Source organism: Rummeliibacillus sp. POC4, from assembly GCF_003576525.1.
Taxonomy (GTDB): domain Bacteria; phylum Bacillota; class Bacilli; order Bacillales_A; family Planococcaceae; genus Rummeliibacillus.
Window position 1 is genome coordinate 25,271 of sequence record NZ_QWUA01000047.1, and the last position, 14,989, is coordinate 40,259.

General features: G+C 34.8%; 16 protein-coding genes and 2 riboswitches. Of the genes, 3 read left to right on the forward strand and 13 right to left on the reverse strand.

Annotation, left to right across the window (positions count from 1 at the left end; genetic code table 11):
• Nucleotides 1-14: 14 nt before the first annotated feature.
• Nucleotides 15-2,579: a vitamin B12-dependent ribonucleotide reductase gene (locus tag D1606_RS12385; RefSeq protein ID WP_119416325.1), complete on the reverse strand. Its 2,565-nt coding sequence runs from the start codon at nucleotides 2,577-2,579 to the stop codon at nucleotides 15-17.
• A 174-nt stretch (nucleotides 2,580-2,753) separates the two neighbouring features.
• Nucleotides 2,754-3,587, reverse strand: a complete 834-nt coding sequence (locus D1606_RS12390; protein WP_119416326.1) for a lipoate--protein ligase family protein — start codon at nucleotides 3,585-3,587, stop codon at nucleotides 2,754-2,756.
• Nucleotides 3,588-3,694: 107 nt separating this feature from the next.
• On the opposite strand from D1606_RS12390, the gene D1606_RS12395 reads away from it, so the two are divergent.
• Nucleotides 3,695-4,075, forward strand: coding sequence for a rhodanese-like domain-containing protein (locus D1606_RS12395; protein WP_119416327.1), 381 nt, complete (start codon nucleotides 3,695-3,697; stop codon nucleotides 4,073-4,075).
• Nucleotides 4,076-4,499: 424 nt separating this feature from the next.
• Here the strand turns inward: D1606_RS12395 and gcvPB are convergent, their stop codons facing one another.
• The 11 genes from gcvPB to comGA form a co-directional block, all read right to left on the reverse strand.
• On the reverse strand, nucleotides 4,500-5,975 hold the full coding sequence (gcvPB, locus tag D1606_RS12400; protein ID WP_119416328.1) for an aminomethyl-transferring glycine dehydrogenase subunit GcvPB: 1,476 nt from the start codon (nucleotides 5,973-5,975) through the stop codon (nucleotides 4,500-4,502).
• Nucleotides 5,968-7,317: an aminomethyl-transferring glycine dehydrogenase subunit GcvPA gene (gene gcvPA / locus D1606_RS12405; RefSeq protein WP_119416329.1), complete on the reverse strand. Its 1,350-nt coding sequence runs from the start codon at nucleotides 7,315-7,317 to the stop codon at nucleotides 5,968-5,970. Before gcvPA ends, gcvPB begins: the two co-directional genes overlap by 8 nt.
• Before the next feature lie 24 nt (nucleotides 7,318-7,341).
• Nucleotides 7,342-8,442, reverse strand: a complete 1,101-nt coding sequence (gene gcvT, locus D1606_RS12410; protein ID WP_119416330.1) for a glycine cleavage system aminomethyltransferase GcvT — start codon at nucleotides 8,440-8,442, stop codon at nucleotides 7,342-7,344.
• A 163-nt stretch (nucleotides 8,443-8,605) separates the two neighbouring features.
• Nucleotides 8,606-8,678: riboswitch (glycine riboswitch) on the reverse strand.
• Between the two features lie 3 nt (nucleotides 8,679-8,681).
• Nucleotides 8,682-8,777: riboswitch (glycine riboswitch) on the reverse strand.
• Nucleotides 8,778-8,927: 150 nt separating this feature from the next.
• Complete coding sequence (locus tag D1606_RS12415) at nucleotides 8,928-9,440, reverse strand: shikimate kinase (protein WP_119416331.1); 513 nt, start codon at nucleotides 9,438-9,440, stop codon at nucleotides 8,928-8,930.
• Between the two features lie 202 nt (nucleotides 9,441-9,642).
• Nucleotides 9,643-9,873: a hypothetical protein gene (locus D1606_RS12420; protein WP_124218288.1), complete on the reverse strand. Its 231-nt coding sequence runs from the start codon at nucleotides 9,871-9,873 to the stop codon at nucleotides 9,643-9,645.
• Nucleotides 9,851-10,297, reverse strand: coding sequence for a competence type IV pilus minor pilin ComGF (gene comGF / locus D1606_RS12425; RefSeq protein WP_119416333.1), 447 nt, complete (start codon nucleotides 10,295-10,297; stop codon nucleotides 9,851-9,853). Before comGF ends, D1606_RS12420 begins: the two co-directional genes overlap by 23 nt.
• A complete protein-coding gene (locus D1606_RS12430; protein WP_119416334.1) occupies nucleotides 10,279-10,581 on the reverse strand; it encodes a hypothetical protein in 303 nt (100 codons plus the stop codon). Before D1606_RS12430 ends, comGF begins: the two co-directional genes overlap by 19 nt.
• The gene (gene comGD, locus D1606_RS12435; RefSeq protein ID WP_119416335.1) at nucleotides 10,571-11,029 is read right to left on the reverse strand and encodes a competence type IV pilus minor pilin ComGD; all 459 of its coding nucleotides are present in this window, start codon (nucleotides 11,027-11,029) and stop codon (nucleotides 10,571-10,573) included. Before comGD ends, D1606_RS12430 begins: the two co-directional genes overlap by 11 nt.
• A complete protein-coding gene (gene comGC / locus D1606_RS12440; protein ID WP_119416341.1) occupies nucleotides 11,019-11,288 on the reverse strand; it encodes a competence type IV pilus major pilin ComGC in 270 nt (89 codons plus the stop codon). The genes comGD and comGC overlap by 11 nt, the downstream gene beginning before the upstream one ends.
• 54 nt (nucleotides 11,289-11,342) lie before the next feature.
• Complete coding sequence (comGB, locus tag D1606_RS12445; RefSeq protein WP_119416336.1) at nucleotides 11,343-12,416, reverse strand: competence type IV pilus assembly protein ComGB; 1,074 nt, start codon at nucleotides 12,414-12,416, stop codon at nucleotides 11,343-11,345.
• Nucleotides 12,388-13,407 (reverse strand): competence type IV pilus ATPase ComGA, encoded by a 1,020-nt coding sequence (comGA, locus tag D1606_RS12450; protein WP_119416337.1) that lies wholly within the window; start codon nucleotides 13,405-13,407, stop codon nucleotides 12,388-12,390. Before comGA ends, comGB begins: the two co-directional genes overlap by 29 nt.
• Before the next feature lie 280 nt (nucleotides 13,408-13,687).
• On the opposite strand from comGA, the gene D1606_RS12455 reads away from it, so the two are divergent.
• The gene (locus D1606_RS12455) at nucleotides 13,688-14,383 is read left to right on the forward strand and encodes a helix-turn-helix transcriptional regulator (RefSeq protein WP_119416338.1); all 696 of its coding nucleotides are present in this window, start codon (nucleotides 13,688-13,690) and stop codon (nucleotides 14,381-14,383) included.
• A gap of 143 nt (nucleotides 14,384-14,526) precedes the next feature.
• On the forward strand, nucleotides 14,527-14,769 hold the full coding sequence (locus D1606_RS12460) for a DUF2626 family protein (protein ID WP_119416339.1): 243 nt from the start codon (nucleotides 14,527-14,529) through the stop codon (nucleotides 14,767-14,769).
• Nucleotides 14,770-14,989 lie beyond the last annotated feature (220 nt).

Here is a 14,989-nt window from a genome sequence, read left to right on the forward strand (position 1 = left end):
TAATTTTGTCTATTTTATAATCCACATTTTAGTTGAGCACCACAGTTTGTGCAAGTATTACAGCCACCTAATTCTTCAACTGTCCCTTTGCGACATACTGGGCAAGTATTTCCGACTTCTGAACCAATTGTTACGTTAGTAGAACGTAGATCTTGAATAGTATCTACAAGAACAACTGGACGTTTTTCAATTACTTTTTCTTCAACTACTGTTTCATCCATATGATTCTCTTCGGCTTTTAATGTCAACACTTGAGAATCACGACTTCCATCAACATAAACTGTACCGCCTTTTGCGCCACCTTTATAAAGACGTTCATACACTTTTTGAACTTGTTCTACAGTATAACCGCGTGGGGCGTTAACAGTTTTAGAAATTGAACTATCAATCCAACGTTGAATGATACATTGTACATCTGCATGTGCTTCAGGAGCTAATTCCATTGCAGTCACAAACCACTCTGGTAGATGATTTTCGTCCGCTTCTGGATGTGCTTCTAAATATTCTTGGACAATATCTGCTTTTACTTCGATAAATTTACCAAGTCGTCCACTACGATAATAAGTAAATGAGAAGTAAGGTTCTAAACCTGTTGAGACGCCCACCATTGTACCAGTAGAACCAGTAGGTGCAACTGTTAATAGATGAGAATTACGAATACCGTTTTCTACTACTGATTGACGTATATATTCTGGCATTTTTTTCATAAAACCTGTTTCTGTGAAACGTTTACGAAGAACAGCTGTATCTTCTTCCGTTTCGCCTACTAAGAATGGGAAACTACCGCGTTCTTTTGCCAATTCTGTAGATGTTTCGTAAGCTGTAATAGCAATTGTCTTAAAGATCTCATCTACTAGGATATTACCTTCTTCAGATCCATATTCTTTTTCACAGTAGATAAGTAAATCCGCAAGACCCATAACACCTAGTCCTACACGACGTTCTCCTAGTGCTTGTACACGGTTTTCTTCAAGGAAGTATGGTGTAGCATCGATTACGTTATCTTGCATGCGTACGCCTACTCTAACTGTTTCTTTTAGTGCTTCGAAATCCACTGTTTTTGTGTCTTTCTTTGCAAACTGAGCTAGGTTTACTGCAGCTAGGTTACAAACTGAATATGGCGCTAATGGTTGTTCACCACAAGGGTTAGTTGCAACAACCTTTTGTCCATAACTTTTTGCATTTGTCATTTCATTGGCATTATCGATAAAGAAAATACCAGGTTCTGCTGAATAGGTAGCACAGATATTGATTAAATTCCAAAGCTCACGTGCTTTAATCGTACGATATGTACGAACAGCATGTCCCATAGCTTCCCATTCACGAACATCGCCACATTTATGCCATTCTTCGTTATAAATTGCCATTTCTTTTTCGTCATAAGTTTCAACTGCAGGGAAACGTAGCTCAAACTCTTTATTATCTTCAACAGCTTCCATGAATTCGTTTGTCAATGTGACAGAAATATTGGCACCTGTTAAGAATTCTGGGTTGTTAACTGTATAAGTTCCGCCATCTCTTAGTTTTGCTTCTGCATCTTTGAAAATACCCTCATTAAATCCGCCGAAACCAGGAATTGTTTTATAATTTATGATTCCTTGGTACATAGCCTTTTCTTGTTCTGTTAATGGTGTGAATTTAAGTTTTTCTTTTGCAAGACGTTTAATCTCTTCATCCTTTGTATTTTCGATTAAGAATCGCAATATACGTGGATTTTGCATTTTAGAAATAATAAATTCATAGATATCAGGATGCGTACAAGATAACATAATCATTTGAGCACCGCGACGTGATCCGCCTTGTTCTACAAGATGTGTCAATTTCGCAATATCATCTAACCATGATACAGAACCTGATGATTTACCATTTACACCACGAGCCAATGTATTACGCGGTCTTAATGTTGAACCGTTTGTGCCAACACCGCCACCTCTACTCATAATTTCCATTACTTGTTTACGGTGATCACTTATTCCTTCACGTGAATCAGCAACAAATGGCATTACGTAACAGTTAAAATATGTAACATCCGTACCGGAGCCTGCTCCATAAATAACTCGTCCGGCAGGGATGAAGTTTAAATTTACAAGCTGTTTATAAAATTTTTGATACCATTCTTTACGTTTTTCTTCTGTCTTTTCAACAGATGCTAAACCTGTAGCATTACGTTTAGCTATTTGTTCATAAAAGACTTCTAAAGGTTTTTCAATAACATCTAATGAACGAGAAACAATTCCTGAAGCTTGTTCTTCTGGATCATCAATTGCACTACGATAGTCTTCCTCGATTAAGATTTTTGCTTTTTTAGTTGTTTCATCGATTGAAACGATATAACCAAGTCCACGAGCAGGGAACTTCGGATCTGCCTTTACTGTTAAAACAACAAAATCCCCAGCTTTTAACGTTTTCTTTTCAGTATCTTTAAAAGAATAACGGTCAATCATCACAAGTCTAGATACACCTTTATGAGTAATATGCATATCCTCTGTGATGGAATGAACTTGAGGAAATTGTTGAATGTCTTTGTTTAATTGTTTAATGTCGATTGTCTGATGATGATGTTGCGATGCAAGTACCATACCATCCGCCCCCTATTCTTATAGCAAAACACAATATATAGTATATTTACATTTAAATACGATACTATATATTGATTAGAAAAGCAAATGGTCTTTTTTTTCAAAGAACGTTGTTATATCGCGTTTTTTAGGATTTTTCGTCTTTTTACCACAAAAAATAAGACTAAAAACCTACTATTTTCTGAAATTCCATTCATCTGTTGCATACTTTGTTTTTGCAAGATTTTCAACAAAATCCTTTTGTTCTTGTGTCAATTCATAAGGGATCAACTCAATATGAAGAGCATCTTCAAATCCCTTGTGGAATGCTTTAGTACAAGTTTCTACATCTACTCTTCGATTTGCTAATTGATTGATAGCCACTGCTTTTTGTGGTAAATGTTTGCGCATGCGTTCCTTCGATGCGTCTGATGGAAAATTGAAAAGTGATATCAATTTTTCATCATCTAAATCGATTAAAATAGCACCGTGTTGTAAAATTACGCCTTCTTGTCTAGTTTGTGCACTACCAGCGACTTTCTTTCCTTCTACAACAAGTTCATACCAACTAGGAGCATCAAAACAAACTGCACTTTTTGGATTCTTTAAAATATCTCTTTTTTCTTCTGTATCAGGAATAGAGAAATACGCATCTAAGCCTAAATTTCTGAACCCTAATAATAATCCCTCACTAATCACTTTATAAGCTTCAGTGACCGTTTTAGGCATATTTGGATAGTCTTCTGACACGATGACACTATAAGTTAACTCATGCTCATGTAGGACTGCGCGTCCACCTGTTGGGCGTCTGACAAATCCTAAATTCAATCTATGTAATTGTTCGAAATTGATATCTTTTTTTGCTTGTTGAAAATATCCGATAGAGAGTGTTGCAGGATTCCATTCGTAAAATCGAATTACTGGTGGAATTAAACCTTTACTATGCCAATGTAGAAGCGCTTCATCTAGAGCCATATTATATGCTGGACTACATGGACCTGAATTAATAAAATACCATTTATTTGTCATTTTATCGTCTCCCTTTTATATCAACTTTTCTATTTTAACAAAGTCATTGGACTATCGCTAGTTCTTCTTTTATAATATTATTTATAGATAGAAAGGGGTAAGGCAACTTGAGTTGGTTATATACAATATTAATCATCCTTGGCGTAATTATTATTTACGCACTAATTAACGCATTACGCTTAAAAAAAGCAGTAATTACTTTAAATGAAGAAGAATTTAAAAAAGGTTATCGTAAAGCGCAACTAATCGATGTTCGCGAATTAAAAGAATTTGAAGGTGGACACATTTTAGGTGCTCGTAACCTACCAACAACTCAACTTCGCAACCGTTATCATGAGCTTCGCCCAGATAAACCGGTTTATCTTTACTGCCAAAATGCTGGCCGTAGCGCACGTGCTGCATTATTTTTAAAGAAAAAAGGATACAATGAATTGTATCAATTAGAAGGCGGCTACAAAAACTGGCACGGTAAAATTAAAGTCAAATAGTTTTCTTCTAAAAATATGAAAGTCATTTCAAATATGAAATGGCTTTCTTTTTCTTTTTAGAATTAGTTGAACCATTTATATATTCAGTAAAAAGTAATATTTTTTATATTTTGAATTAAAACTTTAACTTGAAGAATCGCTCTCCTGAGATCCTCATTAGTACTAGGCATTTCCATTTTAAGCATAATACTGCTCTTTCATACGCAATTAGTTAAGATTTTATTTCCCACTTCATTTCCTGGGTATATATAATAGGAAGAAACTCCATTTTTTCGATTTTATTTCTCTTTTCAAATTAAAATCCAGGAATTTCGACATACTAAAGGAACTATAAAATTCAATAAAAAGACGATTCATCTCCAATATGATTATCGGAGTGAATCGTCTTTACTTTCAGATTAAATTGATTATTCTTTTTATACTTCTACCGTTCCGTTTCATTTGGTTTTACATATTTCAAAACTGGATGGCGTGCAGCTCGTGTTTCATCTAAACGGCTTATTACAGTCGTATGAGGTGCTTCTTGTACGATTTCAGGCGTTTCTTCTGCTTCTTTTGCTATTTGAATCATAGCATCACAGAAAGCGTCTAGCGTCTCTTTAGATTCAGTTTCTGTTGGTTCTATCATTAACCCTTCTTCCACATTTAATGGGAAGTAAGTTGTTGGTGGATGATAACCAAAATCCAACAGTCTTTTTGCTATATCGAGCGTACGGACTCCTAGTTTTTTCTGGCGACTTCCACTTAACACAAATTCATGTTTACAATGACGATTGTATGGCAATTCGTAATATGGTTGTAAACGACGCATCATGTAGTTTGCGTTGATCACTGCGTTTTCAGTGACAGCTTTTAAGCCATCAGGGCCCATTGAACGAATATAAGTATATGCACGTACATTGATACCAAAGTTACCATAGTAAGGTTTTACACGCCCGATAGATTGAGGACGGTCATAGTCAAATTGATAGCCATTTTCTGTTTTAACTAGCACAGGCTTTGGAAGGAATGGAATCATATCTTCTTTTACACCTACAGGACCTGAACCTGGGCCTCCACCACCGTGAGGGCCGGTAAATGTTTTATGCAAGTTCAAATGTACACAGTCAAATCCCATATCACCTGGTCTTGCTTTAGACATAACAGCGTTTAAATTTGCCCCATCATAGTAAACTTTACCGCCAACGCCATGAATAATTTCTGCAATTTCAAGGATATGTTCTTCAAAGAGACCTAAAGTATTAGGATTTGTTAACATTAATGCTGCCGTATCAGGACCGACAACTTTGCGTAAATCCTCTAAATCTACTAAGCCATTTTCATCTGATTTCACAGTGACGATGTCAAATCCAGCAACATTTGCAGATGCTGGGTTTGTGCCATGTGCTGAGTCTGGAACGATAACTTTTGTACGACCAGTTTCTCCATTTGCTTCATGGAAAGCACGGATCATCATTAGCGCTGTCCATTCCCCATGAGCACCAGCTGCAGGTTGCAATGTTACTTCAGCCATTCCGGTAATTTCAATCAGATGTTGTTGTAAGTCATACATGAGCCCTAAAGCACCTTGAACTGTTTTTTCATCTTGCAATGGATGTATATTAGCAAAGCCTGGGAATCTTGCAACATTTTCATTGACTTTTGGATTATATTTCATCGTACAAGAACCAAGTGGATAGAAACCAGAGTCTACACCATGATTGCGACGAGATAGTGCAGTATAATGACGCATAATATCTAATTCTGAAAGCTCTGGAAGTTCAGCTTCTTCTGTACGAATAAACTCAGAAGGTAAGATAGTTGATAGTTCTACTTCCGGTACATCTACTTTTGATAAGCTATAGCCTACACGGCCTTCTTTAGATAATTCAAAAACAAGTGGTTGGTTTTCTTTATGCATGTTGTAGAGCCCCCATTTCTTGCACGAGTGCGTCGATTTCTTCTTTTGTACGTTGTTCAGTGACTGCAATTAGAATATGATTTTCAAGTTCAGGACTCACTTTTCCTAAATCAAATCCACCAATAATATTTTTTTCGAATAATGCATCATTTAATGCTTGAACAGAGCCTTCCACTTTGACAACAATCTCATTGAAATGTGGTCCTTTGAAAGGAACTTCAAATCCCGCATTTTCAAAGGCTTCTTTAGCGTAATGTGTTTTTAAAATATTTTGTTTAGCCATTTCTTGGACGCCTTTTTTACCTAGTGCAGTCATTGCTACAGATGCAGCTAATGCATTTAAAGCTTGGTTTGAACAGATATTCGATGTTGCTTTTTCACGACGAATATGTTGCTCACGTGCTTGTAGAGTAAGTACATAACCACGACGTCCATCTTCATCAACTGTTTCACCGACTAATCTTCCAGGCACTTTACGCATTAGTTTCTTTGTTGTTGCAAAGTAACCGCAGTGCGGTCCGCCAAAGGCTTCTGGAATACCAAAAGGTTGCGCATCTCCAACTGTAATATCTGCATCCATTTTACCTGGTGGAGTTAAAATAGCTAGAGCTAGAGGATTAGCTGATACGATAGAAATTCCCTTTACTGCATGAATTGCATCAGAAATAGCTTGAACGTTTTCAATTCGACCATAGAAATTAGGATATTGAACCATAACTGCTGCAGTATCATTATCAATCAAGTTGTTTAGAGCATCTAAATCCGTAACACCATCTTTTAGTGGAACATTCACAACTTCGATTGATTGACCGTATGCATAAGTTTTCACAACATCTAGCGCGATTGGATGAACAGCATCTGATACTAGTATCTTTTTACGTCTTGTTTGTCCTGCTGCCAACATACCAGCTTCGGCAAGAGCAGTTCCACCATCATACATAGAAGAGTTTGCAAGGTCCATGCCTGTCAATTCAGCAATCATTGTTTGGAACTCAAAGATTGCTTGTAGTTCACCTTGTGATATTTCTGGTTGATATGGTGTATAAGCTGTATAAAATTCTGAACGAGAAATAACATGGTCTACAATTACGGGTTTGTAGTGGTCATATACACCTGCACCTAAAAACGATACATATTCATCACTATTTGCATTTTGTTTTGCAAGTTGCGCCAATTCCTTTAATAATGCTGATTCCGATTTTGCAGGTTTTAGATTTAATTCACCTTTAAATCGAACTTTTTCTGGGATGTCTTCGAACAATTCATCAACAGACGAAACGCCAATCACCTTTAGCATTTCTTGCTGATCTTGTTCAGTCATTGGTAAATAACGATGTTTCATGCAGTAAGCCCTCTCTTCTTTTCCCTATTTTTGGCGTTTATAAAACGGTGTTTCAACCGTTTTTACTTTCAAACGACGATTTCGTATTTCAACTTCTAATTCTTGCCCGATTTCAGCGTATTCACTTTTAATAAGTGCTAAACCGATATTACGTTTCGTCAATGGTGATTGTGTACCTGTTGTTACTTCACCTATCTCTTCATCACCTTTAAACACTTTATAACCATGGCGAGGAATTCCTTTGTCAATCATTTCAATCCCTACACTTTTACGCGCTACCCCGTTCTCCTTCTGAGCTACTAGAGCTGCTTTACCATTAAAATCTTCTTTGTTCAATTTCACAACAAAGTTAATACCTGCTTCAAGCGGGGAAATGGTACTTGACAATTCTTGACCGTATAGCGGAAGACATGCTTCAAATCTCAAAGTATCACGCGCCCCTAAACCACACGGAATTACACCTTCCGCTTCGCCTGCACTTAAAATAATGTCCCAAAGTGCAACTGTCGCTTCATTTGAAGCGTATATTTCAAAACCATCTTCGCCAGTATATCCTGTTCGAGATACTAATGTATCATATCCCTTAATGACTACATGTTGTTTCAGACGGAAAGGCTTTATATCCTGTAAATTAGTTTCGGTCAATCTCTGTAAAACTTTTTCAGCTAGTGGGCCTTGGAGTGCTAATTGTCCAAATTCTGATGAACAATTTGTCAGTTCTACATTTCCAAACAATTGTTTGTTCATCCACTCGAAATCTTTTTCAATATTCGCAGCGTTCACGACCAATAGGTAGCGATTTTCTGCAAGTTTATATATAAGTAAATCGTCTACAACACCGCCATCTTCATAGCACATTGTTGTATATTGAGTTTGATCAATTGCCACTTTGGAAACATCATTTGTCACAAGTTTTTGTAAATAAGCTAAACTTTCTGAACCTTCAACAAAAATTTCTCCCATATGTGAAACATCAAATAATCCAGCTTTTGTGCGAACTGCTTCATGTTCAGCTTTAATAGAGGAGAATTGCACTGGCAAATCCCATCCGCCAAAATCAATTGTTTTCCCACCATACTTTTTATAAGATTCAAATAATGGTGTATGCTTTAAATCCGTTCCCATGTACTTCCTCCTAATAAATATAATTTAACCAGCTACCACAGCCCCGATGAGACAACCCTATTTACTTTAGCCAAACTCTAACTTGTTGCCAAAGTATATAATGATTTTAAATGTCTCTCCCATTTCAACAAAAAAAGGACAGAGAAACCCCTTATAAGGATTTCTCTGTCCATGCACCTGAAAGTTTAACCATTACGGCTGGCCTCTTTGGTGGCTAATAATAGCGCTCTCCAGAGTTGCGTCCCGTACGAGTCTTTTTGCCTGAGAGATTCATAGTATTTTACTACTTGCTCCTTCGGCGATGCATTCAATGCATTCTCTCCCCGTACAATCATCCGCCCAAGAATAATCATCTTGATATTATTCACATATCAATGTTCTATAACAGGATTGCTTGATTACATCCTAACATTGAATGAAATAACTTGCAATATTTTTTATAAACATCTTTAAAAAGCGAATTATAACAGTATGCAGACAAAAAATCATTCGCCTTTTAATCTATTCACCTGATATGCTGCATATTCTACAATCTGTCTTAAAGACCGTCCTTCTGTACGAATTGTAATATGTGCTGAACTTTTATAAAATCTCCTACGCTGATAATATAAATCTTCTAACTCTTTTTTAGTTGAACGCTGGACAATGGGACGATTTTTGTCTTTATGAATTCTCTTCCAAATATCAGGAAATGTTGCGTCTAAAAATAATACTAGACCTGTTTGTCGCATTATTTTACGATTTTCTGCATTAACTGCAACTCCTCCACCAGTTGAAATAATGCAAAATTCATCTCTGAAAGTAGTTAAAAATTCCGTTTCTATTTTTCGGAAATAGGCTTCACCTTTTTGTTCAAAAATCTCAGGGATTGTCATTTTTTCCCGTCGTACGATTTCTTTGTCCATATCATAGTAAGGCATTCTTAAATAATAACTGAGTCTTCTGCCAATTGCACTTTTCCCACATCCCATATAGCCGACCAAATATACTTTTCTCATCTTCTCACCTTCTTACCCATTCGACTGCCTTACAACTAACTATTACTTTTTATTAATAGTAGCATGAACACTAATCGATTCCAATAATTCATTCAAGGATAAGAAGAAATATAAGTAAATTAGAAGATTATGTCAAAATTTTTGACTATATGTTGTAAAAATAAAGATAACTTATATACTTTTTATATTTTCTAACCCACTATTATTGTTTATGTTCTTCTATGATTTCTGTACTTCCATCATTTTTTTCTTTTTCCATGGAGTATAAAACTTCTTTTGTTTGATCGATTGCAGCTATTTTTAATGCATTATACGCACGGTAGCGAGAATCATAAGCAACTCCAGCTGTGAGTAAAATATTGGTACAAAAAGCTAAGAAAATCATAGCTGTCAGCAATAAGAATCCTCTTTCATTCTTCGAAATTTGCGACAATATACTCTCTACTCCTTTCTGTGCCATCATGAAACTTAACATTCATCTTAAGAATATACTCTGAATAATCGAACGTTAATTGAGCAACTCCAAATAATAGTGGTTGATAGCCAAGCCCTCGCCTAAGCTCACCACTCATATTCGAAACACTTAGGTCTCCTCGATCTGTTGAATAAATTATTTTTGATAATTTAGGATTATAAGTAAACATTTCTGAATGTGTTAATTCTTTTTGAAGTTGAAAAGCAAAAAGTTCCCAATGTAACTCATCATTATTAAACATGCCGTTATTTTTTTGTGCATACCATGAAAAAAACAAAAGGAAGAAATGAGCAAAAAGCACTAAAATCATAAGTTGCAATAGCGAATCTAATAATGTAAATCCTTTTTCGCATCGTTGAGATCCTAATTTTTGTTTACACATAGCTTTTCTTCTTGAATACTTGTATACACAACACAAATTTGTTGCTCATCCCCTTCCCAAAAATAAGTAATGTCATCGATCATAATTTGACCTTCATATTTTTTGAACTTTTTAATATTACCAGCAGCATATAGGGCTGCTTCTGCCGCATGCATACTTAACTTTTTTTCATATAACGAAGTTTCGAGACGATAAAACAATGGCAACAATGTCCCGAATATTAGCATGACAATTACAAGTGTTAATAATGACTCTGGCAGCGAATGTCCTTTTTCATTGTACAATTCTCACTCTTCCTTCTCCTATATATACAATTGCTTCCTTATTTCTACCATTCACAGTGAATTTAATTGTTCCAGCTTTTAACACAGTTTGATTTTCGGTATATAATACATGGTCCATATTGCTTTTTAGATTAAATTTTATATTTTCGGGGTATTTTCTTATGACCAAAGGCTTAACCATATCATAACCATTTGCATAAATATGAATTTCCCTTAAACTCTCATAAATATAGAAACTAGCGGGTGTTTGATATTGAAAGGAGAGTGCTTGCGTCATTTCAATATCAGACTTTAACTGTTCCATAAAACGGTTTTCTTCTTGCCTATCCATATATTGCTTTCCAACGTTTATACCAATTGAACATATAAGCATGGTGATTACTAAAACAAGTAACATTTCGATAAAGGTAAAACCTTCTTGACCTTTTAAAAGTTGTTTAATTTGCAACTTCTACTTTACCGTCACTAATGGTAATGTTTTTCCCTTCACAGGCTTTAGAATCACTTGTTTTCAAGTAATCTTTACTTTCTAATTCAGCTACTGTTGCAGGGTATTTACCTTGGTCAATTCGATAAGCTTCTACTTGTCCTTGCACCATTTTGGCATAAGCATCACAACCTTTTTTATCAACAGTTGCAAAATGCTTTGTAACATTTGGTATCGCAATTAAGATAAGCACGGAAATGATAAATAAAACAATAAGCATCTCAATTAGAGTAAACCCCTTTTGGCCGTTTTGTCCCAAAAAACTCCCTCCTTTTTAAACAAGCTCCATCATTTTATACATAGGTAACAAAATAGCTAGATAAGCTCCTAATATACAAAGTGCGACGATAACAAAAAGTAACGGTTGTATTAAAGCTAAAATTCTTTTAATACTATTTTCTGTGCGTTCCGTTAGAAATTCGCTATAGATTTGCAATTCACGTCCTAAGTTCCCACCCTGTTCACCATGTAGAACATGTTCTGAAAATCCTTTATAAAAAAAATCTTCTTGAGTAACAGCATTAGATAAAGAATCTCCATAAAAAATTCTTTGTTTAATCTTTTCAGCTACCTTTGACAAATAAGGTTGCATGGACTGTTTTTGTAATAGCTCTAACCCATCTTGCATAGGCATACCACTCTCGATTAAACCACCAAGTTCATATGAGAGCTGTCTAGTTATTTGCAATCTAAATTGCCGATTAACTATAGGAATTTTCAACAGAAATTCAATTTGATCTTCAATAGTTCTTTTTCTTAACCATTTCCACAATAAAAATAATAAAACTAGTAAAACGATTGCCATTGTGATAAACAAATCAGGCAAATGTAAAAAAAATGCAGATAATTTTAAATCAAGCTGTTTTTCAGTCGTTTGAGAATTCATCATAAATGTCATATTCGGTAGAAAATATGTTCGAAATGCTAAGAAAAGTACTATAAGAAATACAAAAAGAATCGTAGGATAGATCATCAGCTTAATAAGTCTTTGTCTGTTTTGTTCCTTTTTTTCCAGTTGTAACGCAACAGTTTCTAAAGCTTGTACAGTTTTCCCATATTCTTCGGCTACCAATATGGTCATAAGATGAATTTTAGGATAGTTTAACAAATCAAGTACTTCAGTCATTGAAGCCCCATTACGTAATGCTTCCTTTATCTCTATTTCAATATCTGTATTATTTTTCTTATGATGTGGTAATAACATAAACAAAGAATCAGAAAAAGTATAACCTTCTTCTAATAAGACACTCATTTTCTTTAACAATTGTGCTGGCTCTTTTATCCGTTTTTCTTTTATCAAATCAAATTTATCAATCCAATTATTCTTTTGGATGAAGGGTAATAGCACCGAGCTTAACCCCCTTTTCAATTTGACCTTCTAATGTATTTTCTAATGGTAGTTCATAAGTACGACCATATTCGATTGCTCGAAAAGCTTCAGCTAAATAACCATCCGATAACACTTCAAAAACAGCAGTAGCTTTTTGAGTTGACTTCAAATGAACCAATCTTTGGGCAACGACACCTAAAACAGTTTGTTTAAGTTCTTCTAAAGAAATCCCTAAATCTAATAAACGGTATAAACAACCAACAGTATTTTTACTATGCACTGTCGTCACTACTAGATGTCCTGTTAACACGGCCTCGTTTGCTATTTGTGCAGTTTCACGATCTCTTATTTCTCCAATCATAATAACATCCGGAGAATGCCTTAGAATTGCTTTTAACCCAACTGCATAAGTTACTCCCGCTCTTTCATTTACTTGTATTTGTAGCAAATCAGATTGGTTGTTTTCAACAGGATCTTCTAAAGAAATAATATGCTTTTGATGCTTTGTTGCTAGATGATGAATAAGAGAATATAAAGTCGTCGATTTCCCACATCCAGTTGGTCCAGTCATAAATAGAATCCCTTGAGGCCTCTCTACAAGTTCGACTAGCTGATTAGCAGAATGAGGAAATAAGCTCAACTCTGAAATTGGTAATGTTCGATTCTGTAACATTAACCGAATAACTAAACTTTCTTTTAAATACACAGAAGGTAAGGTAGAAACACGAAAAGAAATATGTTTGTCATTGAATATTTGCTCGAATGAGCCACTTTGGGGTTTACGTTTTTCACTTATGTCTAATGAGGATAAAAATTTTAAATAAGAAATCATCCGATCTCCTATATCTTGGGGAAGTTGTCCAACTGATTTAAGTTGTCCATATTTTCGAAAATAAACGCTGTACTGCTCCTTCGAAGGCATTAAATGTAAATCAGATGCGCCAAAATCAATAGCTTTTTGCAATAATTGTATCGATTTTTGTTCTATTATTGTTTCAGTAAATGACATTTTACCTCCTCTCTACCAAACAAGTAATGACCGCTCTATACTTGTTAGCAATATTATACATGGTCTATTATGGAAATGGAAGAATATATTGAAACATTTTATTTCATTTATTCTGAAAGTAAAAACATACGAATGGTTTTAGAGATTGTCAAAGTATTGACATTTTTATCTTTAAAATTTCTAAAAAAAATCACATTTTCTTGAAGAATAGTTTTTTTCTACTTTCACAATTGGTATATTGCTATATAATAGTAAGTAATGAAATAGGAGGTGAGTTGATATGTTTAATCAACTTAAAGTTACAAGTACTTTATCTGATGAAACTAGATTTTCCATATACCAATTTATGTTGCAAGAAAAAAAATCATTTTCCGTTCAAGATATTGCTGAAAAATTCAATATTCATCCTAACGTAGCTAGATTACATTTATCAAAGCTTACAGAAATCGAAGTCGTTAGTGCAGAATATGAAAAAACCGGAAAAGGTGGCCGACCAGGAAGAAGATATAAAGCAAATGAAAATGGCGTAACCTTATCATTTCCTAAAAGAAATTATGAAGAATTACTTCAATGGACACTCGAAGTCATTGAAGAAATTGGTCCTGAAGCAGATCGTATAGGACAAAAAATCAGTTATAACCACGGTCTAAAAGATATGGAACAACTTATCTTAAGTCATGGCAAAGATCGCTCTCAATTATCGATTGATGAAAAAATGGACTTAATAACAGAAGCAGCATCCCTTATCGGATATGTCCCATCAATTAACGAGGGACCTGAAGGAAAAACAATGTCATTTGCAGTTTATAATTGTCCTTACCATGATGAAATAGGTAAACATTCTAACATTGTATGTAATTTACATGAATCTTATCTTAAAGGTCAATTCGATACATTATTCGATGTAAAAGATTTTGTAAAAATTGAAAGCATGACTAATAGTTGTGATTACTGTACTTATCACGTAAATATATAATATAATATTTAAATTCTTAGGATTTGTGAATTTTTTACACTGTATTGTCACAAACTCTTAGCAACTTGCAGTTTACATGTGTCAATAAAATCATTTATAATGGTTAAGAGATTATTGTGTCGTCGAAAAGGAGGGAACCGTACATGGATAATATGTATAAGGTGCTTGGCTTCTGGACAGGTATTTTCGCAGTTATGTTTTATTTAGGTGGTATGAAAGAGGTTTCGCTATTATTCGTAGCTAACACAGGATTTTTCCTTCTATTAGGCTTCTTAAACCTTACAGAACGTATGTATATGTATATTTTCGGTGCTTACTTAACAGTATTCTTTGCTGGATTCACATACTACGCTACATTCATTCACGTACCAGGTTTAGAACATTAATTGCAAAAAGAGACAGTCATTTGACTGTCTTTTTTTATTTAGTTTTACACTATTGACATATTGGAAAAGATATTTTATTATATAAACGTAGCTTAACTTTATCCCTCCCATTAATATATGGAGAGAAAACATCCCCTAGATGAAGATAATATCTTCGAATTTAAGAGGCCCATTTGAGCCTCTTTTTTTAATGTCTAAGCATTAAACTAGCAGCAATACT

Bases quoted from the DNA above. Each gene is read 5' to 3' on its own strand.
- D1606_RS12385 (WP_119416325.1), bottom strand. From the start codon at position 2,579: ATGGTACTTGCATCGCAACATCATCATCAGACAATCGACATTAAACAA.
- D1606_RS12390 (WP_119416326.1), bottom strand. From the start codon at position 3,587: ATGACAAATAAATGGTATTTTATTAATTCAGGTCCATGTAGTCCAGCA.
- gcvPB (WP_119416328.1), bottom strand. From the start codon at position 5,975: ATGCATAAAGAAAACCAACCACTTGTTTTTGAATTATCTAAAGAAGGC.
- gcvPA (WP_119416329.1), bottom strand. From the start codon at position 7,317: ATGAAACATCGTTATTTACCAATGACTGAACAAGATCAGCAAGAAATG.
- gcvT (WP_119416330.1), bottom strand. From the start codon at position 8,442: ATGGGAACGGATTTAAAGCATACACCATTATTTGAATCTTATAAAAAG.
- D1606_RS12415 (WP_119416331.1), bottom strand. From the start codon at position 9,440: ATGAGAAAAGTATATTTGGTCGGCTATATGGGATGTGGGAAAAGTGCA.
- comGF (WP_119416333.1), bottom strand. From the start codon at position 10,297: ATGTGTAAACAAAAATTAGGATCTCAACGATGCGAAAAAGGATTTACA.
- comGC (WP_119416341.1), bottom strand. From the start codon at position 11,288: ATGCTTATTGTTTTATTTATCATTTCCGTGCTTATCTTAATTGCGATA.
- comGA (WP_119416337.1), bottom strand. From the start codon at position 13,407: ATGTCATTTACTGAAACAATAATAGAACAAAAATCGATACAATTATTG.
- D1606_RS12455 (WP_119416338.1), top strand. From the start codon at position 13,688: ATGTTTAATCAACTTAAAGTTACAAGTACTTTATCTGATGAAACTAGA.
- D1606_RS12460 (WP_119416339.1), top strand. From the start codon at position 14,527: ATGGATAATATGTATAAGGTGCTTGGCTTCTGGACAGGTATTTTCGCA.